Source organism: Stenotrophomonas sp. YJH_SMC_54 (assembly GCF_059368435.1).
Map to the genome: position 1 here is coordinate 169,158 of NZ_JCAFRS010000001.1, position 17,488 is coordinate 186,645.

Below are 17,488 nucleotides of genomic sequence, written 5' to 3' on the forward strand. Positions count from 1 at the left end.
CATTGCCCAGGAAGCCGCTTGAATGGCATCCTGAAGTCCACATCTGTGGACGTTGCGCATGCTCAACCTCAACGATCTAGCCCTGTTCGTGACCGCGGTGGAGCAGGGCGGGTTCGCTGCAGGCGGGCGCCATCTGGGCCTGCCGCGCTCGACCCTGAGCAAGCGCGTGGCGCTGCTGGAAGAACAGCTCCAGGTGCGGCTGCTGCAGCGCAGTTCGCGCCGCTTCGCATTGACCGAGGTCGGTCAGGAGTTCTTCGAGCGCGCACGCGCAGCGTTGTCCGAGGTCGAGGCCGCCGAGGCCATTGTCCGCGACCGCCAGGCCGAACCCAGCGGCACCGTGCGAATCAGTGCTTCGATTCCGGTGGTGCAGGGCGAGCTCGCCGCGTGCCTGCCTGTACTGGCCCGCCGCTATCCACGGCTGCGCATCGAAGTTGAAGTGAGTGATCGTTTCATCGACCTGGCGCAGGAAGGCATCGACATCGCCCTGCGCAGCCACTTCGGTCCGCTGCCGGATTCCGGGTTGGTGCAGCGCATGCTCGGTAGCGAACGCATCGTGCTGGTGGCGTCCCCTGGTTATCTGGCAGCCGCGCCGGCAGTGGACACGCCCGAACAGCTACGCGCGCATGCCGGCCTGCTGACCGCGCGCCATGCAACGCGCTGGACGCTGCACGGCGCCGACGCCCGCACCGTGCAGGTGGAGCCGCAGGTGGCGCTGGTCGGCAATGAATCGCAGCTGCTGATCGCGGCGGCAGAAGCGGGTCTTGGCATCACCGTACTGCCACACAGCCTGTGTGCTGCGGCCATCGCCGCCGGCCGCCTGCAGCAGGTGCTGCCGGCGTGGCATGCCGGCGAAGTCACCACCAGCGTGTTGCTGCCGCATCGTCGCGGCCAGTTGCCGGGCGTGCGCGTGGTGGTGGATGCGCTGGTCGCGCATTACCAGCTCAACGCAGCGCGCGCGCCAGCACCTGCCAGATCCTCGGGTCCTGGCACTGCGAAACGTTGAAACGTACATAGTCGGCCGCGCGCTGCGACTGACTGAACGCGTTGCCCGGCGCCAGCACGATGCCTTCGCGCAGGCATTGCCGCGCCAGTGTGGCGGCGTCGCGGCCATCGGGCAGCTGGCACCACAGGAACAGGCCGGCTTCCGGCTGCAGCCACGGCGTGATGCCCAGCATCTGCAGCTTCCGCAGTGTGTGCCGGCGTGCATCGGCCAGGCGCGAACGTATCGACTGCATGTGGCGGCGGTAACCGCTGTCGGTCAGCGCGATGTGCATCAACTGCGCGGCCAGATGGCCACCGCCGAAACTGGTCGCCAGCTTCAGGTCGGTCAATGCCTCTATCCAATCGTGGCGCGCAGCGATGTAGCCGCAGCGCGAGGCTGCCGACAGCGTCTTGGAGAAACTGCCGACGTGGATCACCCGTGACAGTCCATCGAGCGCTGCCAGCCGCGGTGCCGGCTGCAGTTCGAAGTCGGCGAAGATGTCATCCTCGATGATGATCAGTTCGCTGCGTTCGGCCAGGCCCAGCAGGCGGTGTGCGGTGCTCGCGGAAAGCACCGCGCCGGTCGGGTTGTGCAATCCGGAATTGGTGATGTACAGCCGCGGCGAATGTGCCTGCAGGGCCTGCGCGAACGCCTCCAGGTCCGGGCCGCTGTGCGTGTACGGCACGCCGATGGCCTGCACCTGGTGCGCCTTCAGCAGCGCGTGGTAATTGAAGTAGCTCGGGTCATCGACCAGCACGCAGTCGCCGGGCTTGAGCAGGAAACGGCAGAGCAGATCGACCGCGTGCGTACCGGATTCGGTCAGCAGGATCTGCTCCACCGGTGCATCGATGCCAAGCGTGGCGCTGCGCCTTTGCAGCAGCTGGCGCAACGCGGGCAGCCCGAGCGGGGCGGCGTAGTCCACCAGTTGCATGGCATCGGCACGCGCCAGCCGGCGCAGGCCGCGGCGCACGCCATCGTGATACAGCCAGTCACTGGGCATCCAGCCGCACCCTGGCTTGAGGTCGCCCGCGGGCGTTTCCAGCGATTGCCGTGATACCCACAGCGGATCCACCGCGCGATCCAGCCGTGGCTCCAGTTCGGCCAGCGCCAGCGGTGCGGCCGGGCCACTGACGTAGAAGCCCGAGCCTGCGCGCGCACTGATCAGGCCTTCGGCCGCCAGGCGCTCGTAGGCTTCGACCACGGTGGAGACCGAAACCCCCATCGTCGCAGCCTGCGCACGAACCGAAGGCAGGCGGGAGCCGGGGCCATCCACCCGTGCACTGATGCGGGTGCGGACGGTCTGGATGACCGATTCGATGCGGGTAAGCGGGCGCGGCATGGTGGAACCGTAGTGGAAGTGTGGGCAGTACAGTTACTTGCGACTGTACTGGATTGTAGCTGGGGTCTTCCCGCGCCGGATGCTTCCATGCAGGTCCAGCCGGGCATCGTCCGGCACCTTCAGGAGTACAGGCGTGGAACGGTCGGCGAGCGGTTGGATCAATGGCTTCATCGGTGTGGTGATCTTCGCCGGCTCCCTGCCGGCCACCCGCCTGGCGGTGCTGCAGCTGGATGCCGGATTCGTCACTGCCGCGCGCGCCACCATTGCCGCCGTGCTCGGCCTTGGCCTGCTCCTTCTGCTGCGCCAGCCGCGGCCGCGGCGCAATGACCTGCCCGGGCTGATAGTGGTCAGCCTCGGGGTGGTGGTCGGCTTTCCGCTGTTGACCGCACTCGCGCTGCGTCACGCATCGTCGGCGCACACCATCGTGTTTCTTGGCCTGTTGCCGTTGAGCACTGCGGTGTTCGGCGTGCTGCTCGGTGGTGAACGGCCGCGACCGGCGTTCTGGCTGTTTTCGTTGCTGGGCAGTGCCTGCGTGGTCGGCTATGCGGTGCGCAACGGCATCGAGGCATCGTTGCAGGCCGACCTGCTGATGCTGGCGGCGATCGTGGTGTGCGGGCTGGGCTATGCCGAAGGTGGTCGGCTGGCCCGTCATCTCGGCGGTTGGCAGGTGATCAGTTGGGCGTTGCTGCTGGCCTTGCCGGTGATGCTGCCGCTGACGGTGCTGATGCGCCCGGCCTCGTTCACTGCGGTTGGTGCCTCGGCGTGGTGGGCGCTGGGCTATGTGGCAGTGTTCAGCATGCTGATCGGCTTCCTGTTCTGGTACCGCGGGCTGGCGCAGGGCGGCATCGCCGCCGTCGGCCAGTTGCAATTGCTGCAACCGTTCTTCGGCCTGGCCCTGGCCGCGCTGCTGCTGCACGAATCGGTCAGCCTCAGCATGGTGCTGGTGACCGTGGTCGCGGTGATCTGCGTGGCCGGCGCGCGCCGCTTCAGTCGCTGAACGAAAAAAGGGGACGGAGGGGATTAAGTCGTAATCGGTCCTACTGTGCCTGAAACGACTTAATCCCCTCCGTCCCCTTTTCCGGGGCGCCCTGGAACAGATGCGCAACGGCATAGTCGATGAATACCCGCAGGCGTGCACTGGGATGGCGCCCACCGGGCCATAGCAGCGAGAACTGCCCCTGGTGCGTGGGCAGCGCAGGCAGTACCCGTTGCAGGCGGCCATCGGCCAGCGCGTCAGCAGCGAGGAAGTCAGGCATCCAGGCCAGGCCCATGCAACCGATCGCAGCGGCCAGCACGGCCTCCATGTTGTTGCAGGTCATCGCCGTGGGAAGGCGCGCTCCGGCATCGCCTTCGATGCCCGGCAGCTGCCAGGGATGCAGCTTTCCCGTGGTGGGGTAACGAAAGCGCAGCGCGGTATGCAGGCGCAGCTCGCCCACATCGCCGGGCGTTCCATGCACCTGCAGATAGCCCGGCGCCGCACAGAGGATGAAACGAAAGCCGCCCAGTCGCCGTGCGGTCAGGCTGGAATCGGCCAGTTCACCACTGCGTATCACCGCGTCCAGGCCTTCGCTGACCACATCGACGATGCGGTCGTTGAAGTCCAGTTCCAGCTGCACCTGCGGATAGCGTTGCTGGAAGCCGGGCAGCACCGGCAGCAGGAAGCGGTACCCGATGGTGGGCAGGCCGATGCGCAGCAGCCCGCTGGGGGCGTGCTGTCGCTGCGCCAGGTCCGCCTGTGCTTCGGAAAGCTCGTCCAGTGCACGCCGGCAGCGCTGCAGCAGCAGTTCGCCTTCGTCGGTGAGATGCACGCGGCGAGTGGTGCGTTGGAACAGCCGGGTGCCGAGCTCCTGTTCAAGGCGGGCGATGCGCTTGCCGACCGCCGACGCGGACAGGCCAAGTGCACGCGCAGCACCAACGATGCTGCCGGCCTCCGCGGTGCGGACGAAGGCGAGCAGGGCAGAAATGGAGTCCATGCGGGGCATGATTACGGAACAGTGGGACGCAATCAACGTCCATCGGGCCTGTTTTTCAGGGATAGCGGCCCGTCCATCATCAATGCCCCTGATGGATGGAGGCCCGCATGGCCCCGGTTTCGATGCTCCCTGTACCTGTCCAGACGCAGCAGCGCTGGACCCTGCTTGCCGTCTGCCTGGCCGCACTGGCGTTGCCGTTGTCCTTCTCGGCCGGTGCGGTCGCGGTGCCCGCGCTGGCCCGTTCCGTGGCGTCGTCGCCGAGCGTGCTGGCCTGGGTGACCAACGCCTTCATGCTCACCTTCGGCAGCCTGCTGCTCGCTGCCGGTGGCCTGGCCGACCGCTATGGCCGGCGGCGGTTGTTCCTGCTGGGCACAGCAGGCTTCACCATTGCCACGATCGCCGTCTGCCTTGCTCCCACGCTACCCTCGCTGGATCTGGCGCGTGGGTTGCAGGGCGTTGCCGCCGCAGCGGCGTTGGCATCGGGCACGGCTGCGCTCGCGCATGCCTGGCAGGGGCCGATGCGTGGCCGTGTCTTCGCTCTGCTGGGCGCCACATTTGGTGCGGGGTTGGCGCTGGGGCCGCTGCTTGCGGGTCTGCTGCTGCAGGCATTGGGATGGCGCAGTGTGTTCGCCGTCGGCGGCGTGCTGACATTGGCCGCCTTCGTACTGGGCGCGCGCGTGTTGCCCGAAAGCCACGGTGAACGCGGGCGGCTGGATGTCGGCGGCATGCTGGGCTTCAGCCTGATGCTGGCAGCGTTTACCCTGGCCCTGCTGTGGCTGGGCGAGTTCGGCCTGCATACCGTGCGCGTGCAACTGGCGCTGTTGGCGACGCTGCTGCTGGGCGCAGCGTTCATCTGCATCGAACGACTGCACCGCTCACCCCTGCTGGACCTCTCGTTGTTCTCGCAACCGGCGTTCCTCGGTGTCCAGCTGCTGCCGGTCGCAACCTGCTTCGGCTACGTGGTGCTGCTGGTGGTATTGCCTCTGCAGCTGCTGGGAGTGCACGGACAGAGCGCGACCCTGGTGGGGCTGCAGATGCTGGCCCTGTCCGCGCCGATGCTGGTGCTGCCGATGCTGGCTGCGCGCTGGGCGGAGCGCGTGGGAAGTGCGCGGCTGTGCACGCTGGGACTGCTGGTCTGTGCCTCTGGCCTGTACCTGTTGTCGCGCCATGCATCGCAGCCGTCGCCTTCGCAGTGGGTGCCGTGGCTGATGCTGGTCGGTGCAGGGACGGCCTTGCCGTGGGGCTTGATGGATGGGCTGTCGGTCAGCGTGGTGCCGGTACAGCGTGCGGGCATGGCCGCCGGCATCTTCGGGACCGTGCGTGTAGCCGGTGAGGGCATCGCATTGGCCGCAGTCACTGCCTTGCTTGCGCTGCTGATCGGCCATCAGCTGCAGGGCGCGTCGCCGGCATCGCTGGCGCGTGCCGGTGCCTATCTGGCCACGGGGGCGCGGGAACAGGCGCAGGCACTGCTACCGGCGATGAGTCGCATGCGGCTGCAGCACGCCAGTAGTGAGGCGCTGGCAACACTGCTGCGTGTACTGGCGCTGCTGACCGCCGCATGTGCTGCGTTGTTGCACCTGTTGCTGCGGAAACGTAAAGACGCGTTGGTCGGGCGTACTGCGTAGCTGGCTCATCGCCCGCCTTCGCCGTCATCCCGTTGTCGTGTCCTTCTCACGCTGCCTATGCCCACCCGGGCCTAGGCTTGGTCGTCCCCGTCCCCCACGGAGACCTGCCATGTGGCTGCTCGATCATCTCTGGCCTGGCCGTCGACCGCTTCCTCCCCCGGCCGCGGATGCGCCACCGGCACCGCCGCGCCGGCCCTGGCTGAAACGCCCGGCGCGGGCGGGGCGCAGCGGCATGGCGCCCTGGCAGAAGGTGGCCACCCCGCCGCGGCGCACGCGCCACTAGCCGGTGCGGTCTGATGGGTGGTTGACCCCATCGCTGACCGGGATCACCCCCAACGCGAACGGGTCGATGCCTTCCAGGCAGGCCACGTTGTAGCCGTACTGGTCGGGGTTGGAGCGGCGCCGGTGATGGGTGTAGATGCCGCACACGCCACAGAAGTAGTGCTCGGCCACATGGGTGTTGAACTGGTACATCCGCAGATGGTTCTGCCCGCGCAGCACCTGCAGGCCCTGGCGGGGGACGCTGGCGGCGATGGCACCCCGGCGCCGGCACATCGAGCAGTCGCAGCGGCGGGGATCGACGATGCCGTCCGGCAGGTCCAGCAGCAGCTCGACGGTGCCGCAGTGGCAGGTTGCGCGGTGCTGGGGTTGGACCGGAACGCCGGCCACGGAAGTGATGCCCATCATTGCTCCTGTGTGATCCGTCTGGCCGCGGGGGCCGCCGCAGACGGTGCGCCGATGTGCCTGAACGGGCCGTAGATGCCACGGTGAACCCGCTTGTGGCTAACTATGCGGCTTCAGGACCGCGACAGGATGCCAGTGAAAGCCGCAGGACGATGGATGACAGGAAGTGCCATGGCGCTGCTGGCGCTGTGGGTGACCGGGCTGCTGGCCTATCAGTTGCCGGGGCCGGGCTGGCTGGCTACCGGCGTCGCCGGGCTGTGGCTGCTGGTAGCGCTGTGGGTGTCGTGGCGGGTCGCGCGGGGCCGTGCCTCGCGCCGCCTGGGCCTGGCGTTCGGTGCATCGCTGGCGCTGGCCGGCCTGTGGTGGCTGCTGCTGACCCCGCGCCAGGACCGCGTGTGGGCCGATGACGTGGCCCAGCGCCTGCACGTGGTGTCTTTCGATGGCCGCCACGTCGTGCTGGACAACGTGCGTGATTTCACCTGGCGCAGCGAAACCGACTACGACGCCCGCTGGGTGCGCCGCGAGTACGACCTGGACCAGTTGCGCTCGGCCGATCTGGTGCTGTCGTACTGGATGGGCCCGGCCATCGCCCACACCCTGATCTCGTTTGGTTTCGAGGACGGTCGCCACGTGGTGTTCTCGCTGGAGATCCGCAAGGAGCGCGGTGAATCGTTCTCGGCGCTGGGTGGCTTCTTCCGCAAGTTCGAGATGACCCTGGTAGCTTCGGAGGAGACCGACATCATCCGCACCCGCACCAACGCGCGCGGCGAGGACGTCTATCTCTACCGCCTGCATGGCATGGACCGTGCGCAGCTGAAGGAGCTGTTCGCAGCGTACATCGCGCAGGCCCGCGAACTGGACGCCAAGCCCGGCTTCTACAACACGCTGACCAGCAACTGCACCACCATCGTCTTCGACCTGGCCCGGCACATCGCACCGCGCCTGCCGCTGGATTACCGCCTGCTGCTGTCCGGTTACCTGGCCGAGTACGCGCAGGAGGTCGGCGCGCTCGCTCCAGGTGTGCCGTACGCCGAGCTGCATGACAAGGGCCGCATCACCCAGCGCGCGCTGGACCTGGGCAGCGGCGACCATTTCTCCACCGTAATCCGCCAGGGCGTGCCCGGCACCGAGCAGGACCCGCAGTAATGACCCGATTCCTCCCACGCCGCTGGCAGCGCCTGCTGCCGGTGTTGTTCGCTGCCTTCCTCCTGCTGGGTAGCAGCGGTTGCGCGATGGTTACCGTCAAGCAGGTCAAGTCCAGCGATTCGCTGGTCAACAAGCGTGCCGACGTGCTCAACACGGGCAAGCTCAGCCCGGCCGCGCGCGAGACGCTCAGCGCGGCAGGCCTGGACGAGTCGCAGTGCGAAAAGGACTTCCTGGTCTGCCGCAGCACGCTGCTGATGACCGACGACCTCAATGTCGAGCAGCGGTTGTCGGCGCTGTCCGAACTGTGGGTGAAGGCCGCGCTGGCGATGACGCCGAAGAAGACGGCTGCCGGCGATCCGCCGATGAGCGATGCGGCATTGGATGCCTGGTTGGAAGCCGCGCGTTACGCCTATGCGTACCTGTTCTACAGCGGCCGCTCGCCGTCCGACCGTGCCTTCGAGGATCGGCAGACGCAGGTGCGCGACTACTACAACTACGCCGCCGAGAAGGCGGCAGTGGTGCTGTTCGTGCGCGCACGCGCCGCTGCGCTGGCCGGCGAGGATTACACGAAGCCGCTCACGGTCGGCAGCTGGTCGCTGGCCTCCAATTACCAGCAGCTGAACCTGAAGAGCATTCCCGCGCAGCTGGTGCCGGCCGGCACGGTCAGCTTCGTCGGCCTGCGCAGTACCTATCGCCGTGATGGCTTCGGTGCTGAGCTGGTGATGGTGATGGACCCGCCGAAGCTGGTTGCACCGGTGATCGCACCCGAGGGCCCCAAGGCCGAGGCGCCGCAGGAGGATGAGGACGACGCACGCCGTGGCCGCCGTCATCGCCATGACGACTCGGTGCCCGAGTTCAGCGAGATGTCCTCGATCAACGTCACCGCACTGCTGCGTTTCGAGGGCAGCAACCTGGACGATGTGATGCGCACGCGCCGGGTCGAGCTGGACGCTTATTCGCCCGAAGCCACCGAGCGCATCACCCTGCATGGCGAGCAGGTGCCGCTGGCCGGCAACTTCACCGCCGCCTATGGCCTGTGGCTGGCGCAGAGCGGTTTCGCCCGGCAATCGCTGCGCACCCTGTTCGGCATGAGCGAGGGCATCGGCGAACCGCACATCTACCTGATGCAGCCGTGGGACCCGAATCGTCGCATCATCTTCATGCTGCACGGCCTGGCCAGCAGCCCGGAAGCCTGGGTGAACCTGGCCAACGAGATCATGGGCGACCCCGAGCTGCGCCAGCAGTTCCAGGTGTGGCAGGTCTACTACCCGACCAATGCGCCGATCGCGTTGAACCGCTACGAGATCGCCAATGCATTCAACGACACGCTGAAGCACTTCGATCCCAACGGCAGCACGCATGCATCGAAGGACATGGTCTACATCGGCCACAGCATGGGCGGCGTGCTGGCGCGCCTGCTGGTCAGTGACTCGGGCGACGTACTGTGGAATGACCTGCTGGCCAACTACGACCTGAAGGGCGAGCGCCTGAAGCGGGTGCAGAACAAGCTGGGGCCGCTGCTGCATTTCAAGGCGCAGCCGAACGTGGAGCGCGCGATCTTCATCGCCGCGCCACACCAGGGCACCGACATTGCCGGCAACAAGGTCGGGCGCCTGATCGGTCGCCTGGTGCGCCTGCCGCTGACCATCCTCGGCAAGTTCGAGGATGTGTTCCTGGCACTGGCGCAGGCCGAACAGCAGGTCGATGGCACGGCCAAGCCGAAGATCCCGAACAGCATCGACAACCTCAAGGCCAGCGATCCGTTCGTGAAGGCCGCTGCACAGCTGCCGATCGAAGCGGGCCTGAAGTACCACTCGATCATCGCCCAGCGCAAACCGGAACTGCCGGTGGACAAATCCGATGACGGACTGGTGCCGTACTGGAGTGCGCACCTGCCGGGTGCGTTGTCGGAGAAGGTGATCATTTCCGGCCACAGCGTGCAGGAGACCCCGCAGGCGGTGCTGGAAGTGCGGCGCATCCTGCATCGGGACATCGATGATGTGGGGGCCGGTACGCGGTAATGCCGGTCCCTGGCCGTCATCATCTGGACATTCCGGCGTTCGTGAGGTTGCCGGCCAGCGGCCGGCACTACCGCGATGCGCGGCGGCGCTACACCCGTCGCGCGATCACCGTGGCCAACAGCGCAAGGCCGAAGGTGATGGCCAGGCACAGCAGGTAGCCGGTGTGCGGGGTGCTTTCCACGAACAACGCGAACAATGCGCCGGAGACCGCCAGCGCGGTGGTCACCGACAGGGCCTCGCTCAGCTGCAGTGCCGAGGTGTTGGCACCTTGCTCCCGCGGCGCCGACAACGACAGCGTCAACACCGACAGGCTGGCGTAGATCATGCCCATGCCGAAGCCGGTCACGGCCCAGCCGAGCAGCGACACCGGCAGTGGCATGCCGTTGAACAGCACGGCCAGCGTGGCGGCGATGCCGGCCGTCATCATCATCGTGCCGGCGCGCAGCAGCTGCTGGCGTGACCAGCCACGCTGCTGGTGGCCCTGCAGCCACGAGCCGGCGAACCAGCCCAGCGCACCGAGACTGAGTACGGCACCGGCCCAGCTAGGCGAAAGGCCACGTTCGCGCTGCAGCAGCAGTGGCAGGTAGGCCTCGCAGGCGAAGAAGGCGGCTGCCGCGATGCCACGCAGCGCGATTACGCTGGGCAGGCCACGGCGCAGGATCAGTGTTCCGGGCGGAAGCAGTCGATGTACGCAGAACAGCAGCGCCAGCACCGCCACACCGATGCAGAGCAGGGCAGGCAGGCCCGGTTGCTGACCGCCGAAGTACAGCAGCAACGCGGCCAGCGAGGCGCCGCTGGCCCAGCGCACCACCTTGCCGCGTCCATCGTCGGCGGTGCTGGGGGGACTGGGCTGCATGCGTGCCAGCGCGGGGCGCAGCAGCAGGCCTGCCGGAACCGCCAGCAATGGCACCGCCAGGAACACCCAGCGCCAGCCCAGGTGCTGCACGATCAGGCCGCTCAACGCCGGGCCGACCATCGAAGGCACCACCCAGCCGGCCGAGAAGGCGGCGAACACCTTCGGCCGCAGGTGCTCCGGGTAGCTGCGGCCGACCATCACGTACAGCGAGACCGAGATCGCACCCGCACCCAGGCCCTGCAGCAGGCGTCCCGCCACCAGCATGCCCATGCGCATCGCGAAGCCGGCCAGCAACAGGCCCAGCACGAAGCAGGCCAATCCGTACCAGAGCGGCCGTGCCGGACCATGGTGATCGGCCCAGCGCCCGGCCAGGGTCATGCCGATCACGCTGGTGGCCAGGGTACCGCCGAAGGCCAGTGCGTACAGGCGCAGGCCATCCAGCGCCTCGGCCACGGTGGGCATCGCGGCCGCAACGGCCAATGCCTCGAAGGCGTGCAGCGCGACCAGCGCGACCATGCCGAGGGTGGTAGCGCGATAGCGTGCGGACAGGATCGAGGTGTCAGCCGGCAGATGGGCGGCGGCGGGAGAGAGGGTCGGGGTCATACGGGTCAGATGCGGGCCGCGCTTGTCAACCGGCGGCGAAGATAGCAGCATGACACCTCAACAGCAGTTGAGGTCAAGCAATGGTGTCCCAGGAACTGAGCGTGGGCGAAGTCGCCCAGCGCAGTGGCGTGGCGGTTTCCGCGCTGCATTTCTACGAGCGCAAGGGGCTGATCAGCAGCCTGCGCACCTCGGGCAACCAGCGCCGCTACAGCCGCGACGTGCTGCGCCGGCTGGCCGTGATCCGCGTTGCGCAGCGCGTGGGCATGCCGCTGGAAGCGGTCGGCCGTGCCTTCGAAAGCCTGCCCGAGGGGCGCGCCCCGACCAAGGCCGACTGGGCCAGGCTGTCCGCGCGCTGGCGCACCGAGCTGGAAGAACGCATCCACATGCTGCAACTGCTGCGCGATGAGCTCACCGGCTGTATCGGCTGCGGCTGCCTGTCGCTGCAGCGCTGCCGCCTGGCCAACCCGGGGGATGTGCTTGGCGAACGCGGCGACGGCCCGATGCGCTGGGAGTGAACCGCGAAAAGGGGACGGAGGGGATTATGTCGTTTGTGCATTGACGACTTGATCCCCTCCGTCCCTTCTTTCTTACCAGACCGTGATCGTCTCGCCGCTCTGGATGCCTTCCACTGCACGCTGGAAGGCCAGCGCCGCGCGCTGCGCGCTCACCGCTTCAAAGCCCGGGAAGTAGGGTCCGTAGGCCGCCATCGATTCGATCAGCACGTTCGGGCTGACCACGTTGATGCGCAGGCCACGCGGCAGCAGTTCCAACGCGGCGGCACGCACGAAGCCTTCCAGCGCGGCATTCACCGAGGTGGCGTTGACGCCATCGCGGATCGGCTGTGCACTGACGATGCCGCTGGTCAGGGTGATCGAGCCGCCGGCGTTGAGATGGTGCTGCGCCGCCAGTGCCAGCCGCACCTGGCCCAGCAGCTTGTCCTGCAGGCCGAGGTTGAACTGCGCCGGCGTCATGTCCTGCAGCGGACCGAAGTGCAGCTTGCCGGCGGTGGAAATCACCGCATCAACCGGACCGGTACGCGAGAACAGTTCGGCGACGCTGGCGTCGTCGGTCAGGTCCACCCGCAGTTCGCCGCTGCTGCGGCCGGCGGCGAGAATCTGATGCTGTTGGCCGAGCTGGCGGGCGACTGCCTGGCCGAGGGTGCCGCTGGCACCAACGAGGAGGATCTTCATGGCCGTTCCTTGCGTGAGGGAGTGAACGCAGTCTGCGCCGTCACAGCGGGGTTAGGTAAGCGGCGTATGCTTTGCAGATTCCTAACTCCGGATTAGCAATGGATACCCTTCGCTGCATGCAGGCTTTCGTCGCGGTAGCCGAGTGCGGCAGCTTTGCAGGGGCCGCTGAACAGTTGCAGGTCTCGGCGGTGATGGTCGGCAAGTACATCCAGCAGCTGGAGGCGCACCTGGGCACCGCGGTGCTGCAACGGAACACCCGCCGTCAGCGCCTGACCGAAGCCGGCAGCGCCTACCTGGCCGGGTGCCGGCAGGTGCTGGAGCAGGTGCAGCAGGCCGAGGCCGACGTGGCCGGCCTGCAGGTGCAACCGCGCGGGCTGCTGCGGGTCAGCGCACCCACCACCTGGGGCAGCTGCGTGCTGGCGCCACAACTGGCCGGCCTGCTGCGAGCGCAGCCGCAGTTGAACGTTGAACTGGATCTGAGCAACCGCCGTGTGGATCTGATCGAGGACGGCTTCGACGTGGCGATCCGGGTCGGGCCGCTGCCGTCGCAGGAGGTGGTGGCGCGGCCGCTGCCACCGTATGCGATGAGCCTGTGCGCGGCGCCGTCCTACCTGCGCCGGCGCGGCACGCCGCGTACGCCCGCCGATCTGGAAGGGCATGACTGCCTGAGCCATCTGGCCTGGCGCGGTGGCCACGGCTGGCAGCTGGCCAACGGTGAACAGGTGGACTGGGAAGCGCGCCTGACCTGCAATGATGGTGTTGCACTGCGCGAAGCCGCGGTGGCCGGAGCAGGGCTGGTGCTGCAGCCGACCGCACTGCTGGCCGGGGAGATTGCAGCCGGGCGGTTGAAGCCGCTGCTGCGCGACTACCTGCCCGAACCGCGGCCGATGCACCTGATCTACCTGCCCGACCGCAGGCCGCGCCCGCGGTTGCAGTGCTTCGTCGATTTCGTCATGACCACGTTGGCGCAATGAGCATCCACGCCATGCGTGGATGATGGTAGGTGCCGACCATTGGTCGGCACACATCGGGATCAATCATTCGCCGCAGACAGTTCCTGCCCACGCACCTGCGCGGCGCGCAGTGCCGTATCCACCAGGGCCTCGAAGCCTCCGGCCTGGAAGCTCTCGATCGCGGCCTGGGTGGTGCCGTTGGGCGAGGTCACGCGGCGGCGCAGTTCCGCCGGGCTTTCACCAGCCTCATCCAGCATGCGCGAGGCACCCAGCAGGGTCTGCACCACCAGCGTGCGCGCGGCGTCGGCCGGCAGGCCCTGGGCAATACCCGCCGCTTCCATCGCTTCGGCCAGCAGGAACACATAGGCCGGGCCGCTGCCGGAAACGGCAGTCACTGAATCCATCAGCCCCTCGCTGTCGATCCACACCGTGCGCCCGGCACTGGCCAGCACCTGCTCGGCCCGCGCGTGCTGCTGCGTGTCCACCGACGGTGTGGCGAACAGGCCGGTCACACCTGCGCCGAGCAGGGCAGGGGTGTTCGGCATCGCGCGCACCACTGCCAGGTCGCCCCCCAGCCAACGCTGCAGCTGCGCACTGGTGATGCCGGCGGCAATCGACACCACCAGCGGTCGGCTCGCCTGTGCCAGCGCCTGCAGAGACTGGCAGACCTCGCGCAGCACCTGCGGCTTCACCGCCAGCAGCCAGGTGCCACCCTGCGCGGCGGCATCGCTCGCGTTGTCATGCACCTGCACGCCGAAGTCGGCGGCCAGCGCCTGGCGCAGTTCGGCCACCGGTTCGGCGACGTGGATGTGCGCGGCCGGCACGCCCTGGCGGATCAGGCCGGCGATCAGGCTGCGCGCCATGTTGCCGCCGCCGATGAAGGTGATGGAATCAGCTGCCATGGAAATCTCCTTGAAATATCAGGCCGGGCGCGGGCGCGCGCCGAACAGGGCGGTGCCGATGCGCACCAGGGTGGCGCCCTCGGCGATGGCTTCGGCGTAGTCGCTGCTCATGCCCATCGACAGCGTGTCGATCTGCGCGTGCTGGGCAGCCAGCAACTGGAAAAGTGTGCGCATGCGCACGAATGCATCCCGACGGCGCTCGGCTTCGGGCCATGGCGCGGGAATCGCCATCAGTCCGCGCAGGCGCAGGGTGGGTTCGGCGGCAATCGCTGCGGCCAGTGCATCCACTTCTTCCGGCGCACAGCCGTGCTTGCTGGATTCGTCGTCGATGTTGACCTGGATCAGCACGTTCAGCGGGCCTCGCGAGGCCGGGCGATGGCGTGCCAGCGCGGTCACCAGCTTGGGGCGGTCCACGCTCTGCACCCAGTCGAAATGGCTGGCCACGGCCTCGGCCTTGTTCGACTGCAGGTGGCCGATCAGGTGCCATTCCAGCGCCAGGTGCTGCAGCGCCTGCATCTTGGCCAGTGCCTCCTGCACGTAGTTCTCGCCGAAGGCGTGCTGGCCCTGCGCGGCCAGCGCGGCCACGGCCTCGGCCGGCTGGGTCTTGGACACCGCCAGCAGGCGTGGGTCGGGCCTGCCAGCGGCCTCGGCGGCGGCATGCAGGTTGCTCAGGATCTGGGGCAGGGGAGTGGCCACGTAACGCGTTCCGTTGAATCAGGAGGCTATACTGCCGCCCGGGGAAAGATCCTTCCAGTCGAAGCCGTTATTGGGGAGTAGCCGCTCATGGATATCGCCGAACTGCTGGCGTTTTCCGTAAAGAACAAAGCGTCCGACCTGCACCTGTCCGCAGGCCTGCCGCCGATGATCCGCGTCGACGGCGACGTTCGCCGGATCAACATCCCAGCCCTGGACCACAAGCAGGTCCATGCGCTGGTGTACGACATCATGTCCGACAAGCAGCGCCGCGATTACGAGGAATTCCTCGAAGTGGACTTCTCCTTCGAGATTCCATCGCTGGCGCGCTTCCGAGTGAACGCGTTCAACCAGAACCGCGGTGCCGGTGCGGTGTTCCGTACCATTCCGTCCGAGGTGCTCACCCTCGAGGACCTGGCCTGCCCGCCGCTGTTCCGCGAAGTGATCCAGCAGCCGCAGGGCCTGATCCTGGTAACCGGCCCGACCGGTTCGGGCAAGTCGACCACGCTGGCGGCGATGATCGACTACATCAACAAGAACGAGTACGGCCACATCCTCACCGTCGAGGATCCGATCGAATTCGTGCATACCTCGCAGAAGTGCCTGATCAACCAGCGCGAAGTGCACCGCGACACGCATGGCTTCAATGAAGCACTGCGCTCGGCGCTGCGTGAGGACCCGGACATCATTCTGGTGGGCGAACTTCGTGACCTGGAAACCATCCGCCTGGCACTGACCGCAGCGGAAACCGGCCACCTGGTGTTCGGCACCCTGCATACCAGTTCGGCGGCCAAGACCATCGACCGCATCATCGACGTGTTCCCGGCCGGCGAAAAGCCGATGGTGCGCTCGATGCTGTCCGAGTCGTTGCGCGCGGTCATTTCGCAGGCGCTGCTGAAGAAGGTTGGCGGCGGTCGTACCGCAGCGTGGGAAATCATGGTCGGCACCCCGGCCATCCGCAACCTGATCCGCGAGGACAAGGTGGCGCAGATGTACTCGGCCATCCAGACTGGCCAGCAGTACGGCATGATGACCCTGGACCAGCACCTGCAGGACCTGGTCAAGCGCAGCCTGATCACCCGAAACCAGGCCCGTGAGTACGCCAAGGACAAGCGCCTGTTCGAGTAAGGCGGGGCAGTAACGGGGCAGCGTGCGCCAGTGCGCTGCTGTTCCCGTGTTGTTTCCTCCACCGACCGTTACCTGGTAAACCGCTTTCCGGGAGCCTGCCGTGAACACCACCGCGACCACCATCGATTTCACTTCGTTCCTCAAGCTGATGGCGCACCAGCGCGCCTCGGACCTGTTCATCACTGCGGGCATGCCGCCGGCGATGAAGGTCAACGGCAAGATCTCGCCGATCACGCAGACCCCGCTCACGCCGCAGCAGAGCCGCGACCTGGTCCTCAACGTGATGACCCCGGCGCAGCGCGAGGAATTCGAGAAGACCCACGAATGCAACTTCGCCATCGGCCTGTCCGGTGTCGGCCGCTTCCGCGTCAGCTGCTTCTACCAGCGCAACCAGGTCGGCATGGTGCTGCGTCGCATCGAGACGCGCATTCCGACGGTGGAAGAACTGAGCCTGCCGCCGATCATCAAGACGCTGGCGATGACCAAGCGCGGCATCATCCTGTTCGTCGGTGCCACCGGTACCGGTAAATCGACCTCGCTGGCGGCGATGATCGGTTACCGCAACCAGAACTCGACCGGCCACATCATCACCATCGAAGATCCGATTGAATTCGTGCACAAGCACGAGGGCTGCATCATCACCCAGCGCGAAGTCGGCATCGATACCGACAGCTGGGAAGCCGCGCTGAAGAACACCCTGCGCCAGGCGCCGGACGTGATCATGATTGGCGAGGTGCGTACCCGCGAAGGCATGGACCACGCCATCGCGTTCGCCGAAACCGGCCACCTGGTGCTGTGCACCCTGCATGCCAACAACGCCAACCAGGCGATGGACCGCATCGTCAATTTCTTCCCGGAAGACCGCCGCAACCAGCTGCTGATGGACCTGTCGCTGAATCTCAAGGGCGTGGTCGCGCAGCAGCTGGTGCCGTCGCCCGATGGCCGCTCGCGCAAGGTGGCGATGGAGATCCTGCTGGGCACGCCGCTGGTGCAGGACTACATCCGCGACGGCGAGATCCACAAGCTGAAGGAAGTGATGAAGGACTCGGTCCAGCTGGGCATGAAGACCTTCGACCAGAGCCTGTTCGAGCTGTACCAGGCCGGCGAGATCAGCTACGAGGACGCGCTGCGTTACGCCGATTCGCAGAACGAAGTGCGCCTGCGCATCAAGCTCAGCCAGGGCGGCGACGCACGCACGCTGTCACAGGGCCTGGATGGCGTGGAGATCTCCGAGATCCGGTGACCTGCGACTCTGTAGAGTCGACTGTCAGTCGACGCTCGCGCGCAGCGCGGGATTTTCCCGGCCGGTGAAAGAGCAGTCGACTAACAGTCGACTCTACCGGGCGCGTTGGCGATTGATGAATTCCAGTCATGACCAACTGCAATGCTGCCC

At 67.1% G+C, this 17,488-nt stretch carries 15 protein-coding genes and 1 pseudogene; 9 read left to right on the forward strand and 7 right to left on the reverse strand.

Annotated elements, in window-relative coordinates:
• Window positions 1-58 precede the first annotated feature (58 nt).
• Entirely contained in the window at window positions 59-1,003 is a 945-nt protein-coding gene (locus AC5P5S_RS00900; protein ID WP_062606609.1) for a LysR substrate-binding domain-containing protein, read from the forward strand.
• On the opposite strand, the gene AC5P5S_RS00905 is transcribed toward AC5P5S_RS00900, so the two are convergent.
• Window positions 942-2,321: an aminotransferase-like domain-containing protein gene (locus AC5P5S_RS00905; protein ID WP_062606611.1), complete on the reverse strand. Its 1,380-nt coding sequence runs from the start codon at window positions 2,319-2,321 to the stop codon at window positions 942-944. The genes AC5P5S_RS00900 and AC5P5S_RS00905 overlap by 62 nt on opposite strands.
• Before the next feature lie 133 nt (window positions 2,322-2,454).
• Here AC5P5S_RS00905 and AC5P5S_RS00910 point away from each other — a divergent pair, with 133 nt between their 5' ends.
• Window positions 2,455-3,318, forward strand: a complete 864-nt coding sequence (locus tag AC5P5S_RS00910; protein ID WP_012479324.1) for a DMT family transporter — start codon at window positions 2,455-2,457, stop codon at window positions 3,316-3,318.
• A 40-nt stretch (window positions 3,319-3,358) separates the two neighbouring features.
• On the opposite strand, the gene AC5P5S_RS00915 is transcribed toward AC5P5S_RS00910, so the two are convergent.
• Window positions 3,359-4,294: a LysR family transcriptional regulator gene (locus AC5P5S_RS00915; RefSeq protein ID WP_049397181.1), complete on the reverse strand. Its 936-nt coding sequence runs from the start codon at window positions 4,292-4,294 to the stop codon at window positions 3,359-3,361.
• Window positions 4,295-4,401: 107 nt separating this feature from the next.
• Here AC5P5S_RS00915 and AC5P5S_RS00920 point away from each other — a divergent pair, with 107 nt between their 5' ends.
• Window positions 4,402-5,919: an MFS transporter gene (locus AC5P5S_RS00920; RefSeq protein WP_049397184.1), complete on the forward strand. Its 1,518-nt coding sequence runs from the start codon at window positions 4,402-4,404 to the stop codon at window positions 5,917-5,919.
• Window positions 5,920-6,198: 279 nt separating this feature from the next.
• On the opposite strand, the gene AC5P5S_RS00925 is transcribed toward AC5P5S_RS00920, so the two are convergent.
• Window positions 6,199-6,603: a GFA family protein gene (locus AC5P5S_RS00925; RefSeq protein ID WP_005408360.1), complete on the reverse strand. Its 405-nt coding sequence runs from the start codon at window positions 6,601-6,603 to the stop codon at window positions 6,199-6,201.
• Between the two features lie 171 nt (window positions 6,604-6,774).
• Here AC5P5S_RS00925 and AC5P5S_RS00930 point away from each other — a divergent pair, with 171 nt between their 5' ends.
• Together AC5P5S_RS00930 and AC5P5S_RS00935 are read left to right on the forward strand one after the other, a co-directional pair.
• On the forward strand, window positions 6,775-7,749 hold the full coding sequence (locus AC5P5S_RS00930; protein WP_005408361.1) for an Lnb N-terminal periplasmic domain-containing protein: 975 nt from the start codon (window positions 6,775-6,777) through the stop codon (window positions 7,747-7,749).
• Window positions 7,749-9,770 carry an esterase/lipase family protein gene (locus AC5P5S_RS00935; protein ID WP_043033643.1) on the forward strand — a complete coding sequence of 674 codons (2,022 nt, stop codon included), beginning with the start codon at window positions 7,749-7,751 and terminating at the stop codon, window positions 9,768-9,770. Before AC5P5S_RS00930 ends, AC5P5S_RS00935 begins: the two co-directional genes overlap by 1 nt.
• Window positions 9,771-9,858: 88 nt before the next feature.
• On the opposite strand, the gene AC5P5S_RS00940 is transcribed toward AC5P5S_RS00935, so the two are convergent.
• Window positions 9,859-11,280 carry an MFS transporter gene (locus tag AC5P5S_RS00940; RefSeq protein WP_062606613.1) on the reverse strand — a complete coding sequence of 474 codons (1,422 nt, stop codon included), beginning with the start codon at window positions 11,278-11,280 and terminating at the stop codon, window positions 9,859-9,861.
• Between the two features lie 29 nt (window positions 11,281-11,309).
• On the opposite strand from AC5P5S_RS00940, the gene soxR reads away from it, so the two are divergent.
• Entirely contained in the window at window positions 11,310-11,744 is a 435-nt protein-coding gene (soxR, locus tag AC5P5S_RS00945; RefSeq protein ID WP_005412484.1) for a redox-sensitive transcriptional activator SoxR, read from the forward strand.
• 72 nt (window positions 11,745-11,816) lie between these two features.
• Here the strand turns inward: soxR and AC5P5S_RS00950 are convergent.
• Window positions 11,817-12,446, reverse strand: a pseudogene (locus tag AC5P5S_RS00950) (short chain dehydrogenase); the annotation flags it as partial.
• A 71-nt stretch (window positions 12,447-12,517) separates the two neighbouring features.
• Here AC5P5S_RS00950 and AC5P5S_RS00955 point away from each other — a divergent pair.
• Window positions 12,518-13,393, forward strand: a complete 876-nt coding sequence (locus AC5P5S_RS00955; RefSeq protein WP_062606617.1) for a LysR family transcriptional regulator — start codon at window positions 12,518-12,520, stop codon at window positions 13,391-13,393.
• A gap of 59 nt (window positions 13,394-13,452) precedes the next feature.
• Here the strand turns inward: AC5P5S_RS00955 and proC are convergent, their stop codons facing one another.
• Together proC and AC5P5S_RS00965 are read right to left on the reverse strand one after the other, a co-directional pair.
• Window positions 13,453-14,274: a pyrroline-5-carboxylate reductase gene (gene proC, locus AC5P5S_RS00960; protein ID WP_005408367.1), complete on the reverse strand. Its 822-nt coding sequence runs from the start codon at window positions 14,272-14,274 to the stop codon at window positions 13,453-13,455.
• Between the two features lie 18 nt (window positions 14,275-14,292).
• On the reverse strand, window positions 14,293-14,970 hold the full coding sequence (locus AC5P5S_RS00965; RefSeq protein WP_062606619.1) for a YggS family pyridoxal phosphate-dependent enzyme: 678 nt from the start codon (window positions 14,968-14,970) through the stop codon (window positions 14,293-14,295).
• 87 nt (window positions 14,971-15,057) lie between these two features.
• On the opposite strand from AC5P5S_RS00965, the gene AC5P5S_RS00970 reads away from it, so the two are divergent.
• Both AC5P5S_RS00970 and AC5P5S_RS00975 read left to right on the forward strand, forming a co-directional pair.
• Window positions 15,058-16,095 (forward strand): type IV pilus twitching motility protein PilT, encoded by a 1,038-nt coding sequence (locus tag AC5P5S_RS00970; RefSeq protein ID WP_004147099.1) that lies wholly within the window; start codon window positions 15,058-15,060, stop codon window positions 16,093-16,095.
• A gap of 100 nt (window positions 16,096-16,195) precedes the next feature.
• Window positions 16,196-17,338 (forward strand): PilT/PilU family type 4a pilus ATPase, encoded by a 1,143-nt coding sequence (locus AC5P5S_RS00975; RefSeq protein WP_005408369.1) that lies wholly within the window; start codon window positions 16,196-16,198, stop codon window positions 17,336-17,338.
• Window positions 17,339-17,488 lie beyond the last annotated feature (150 nt).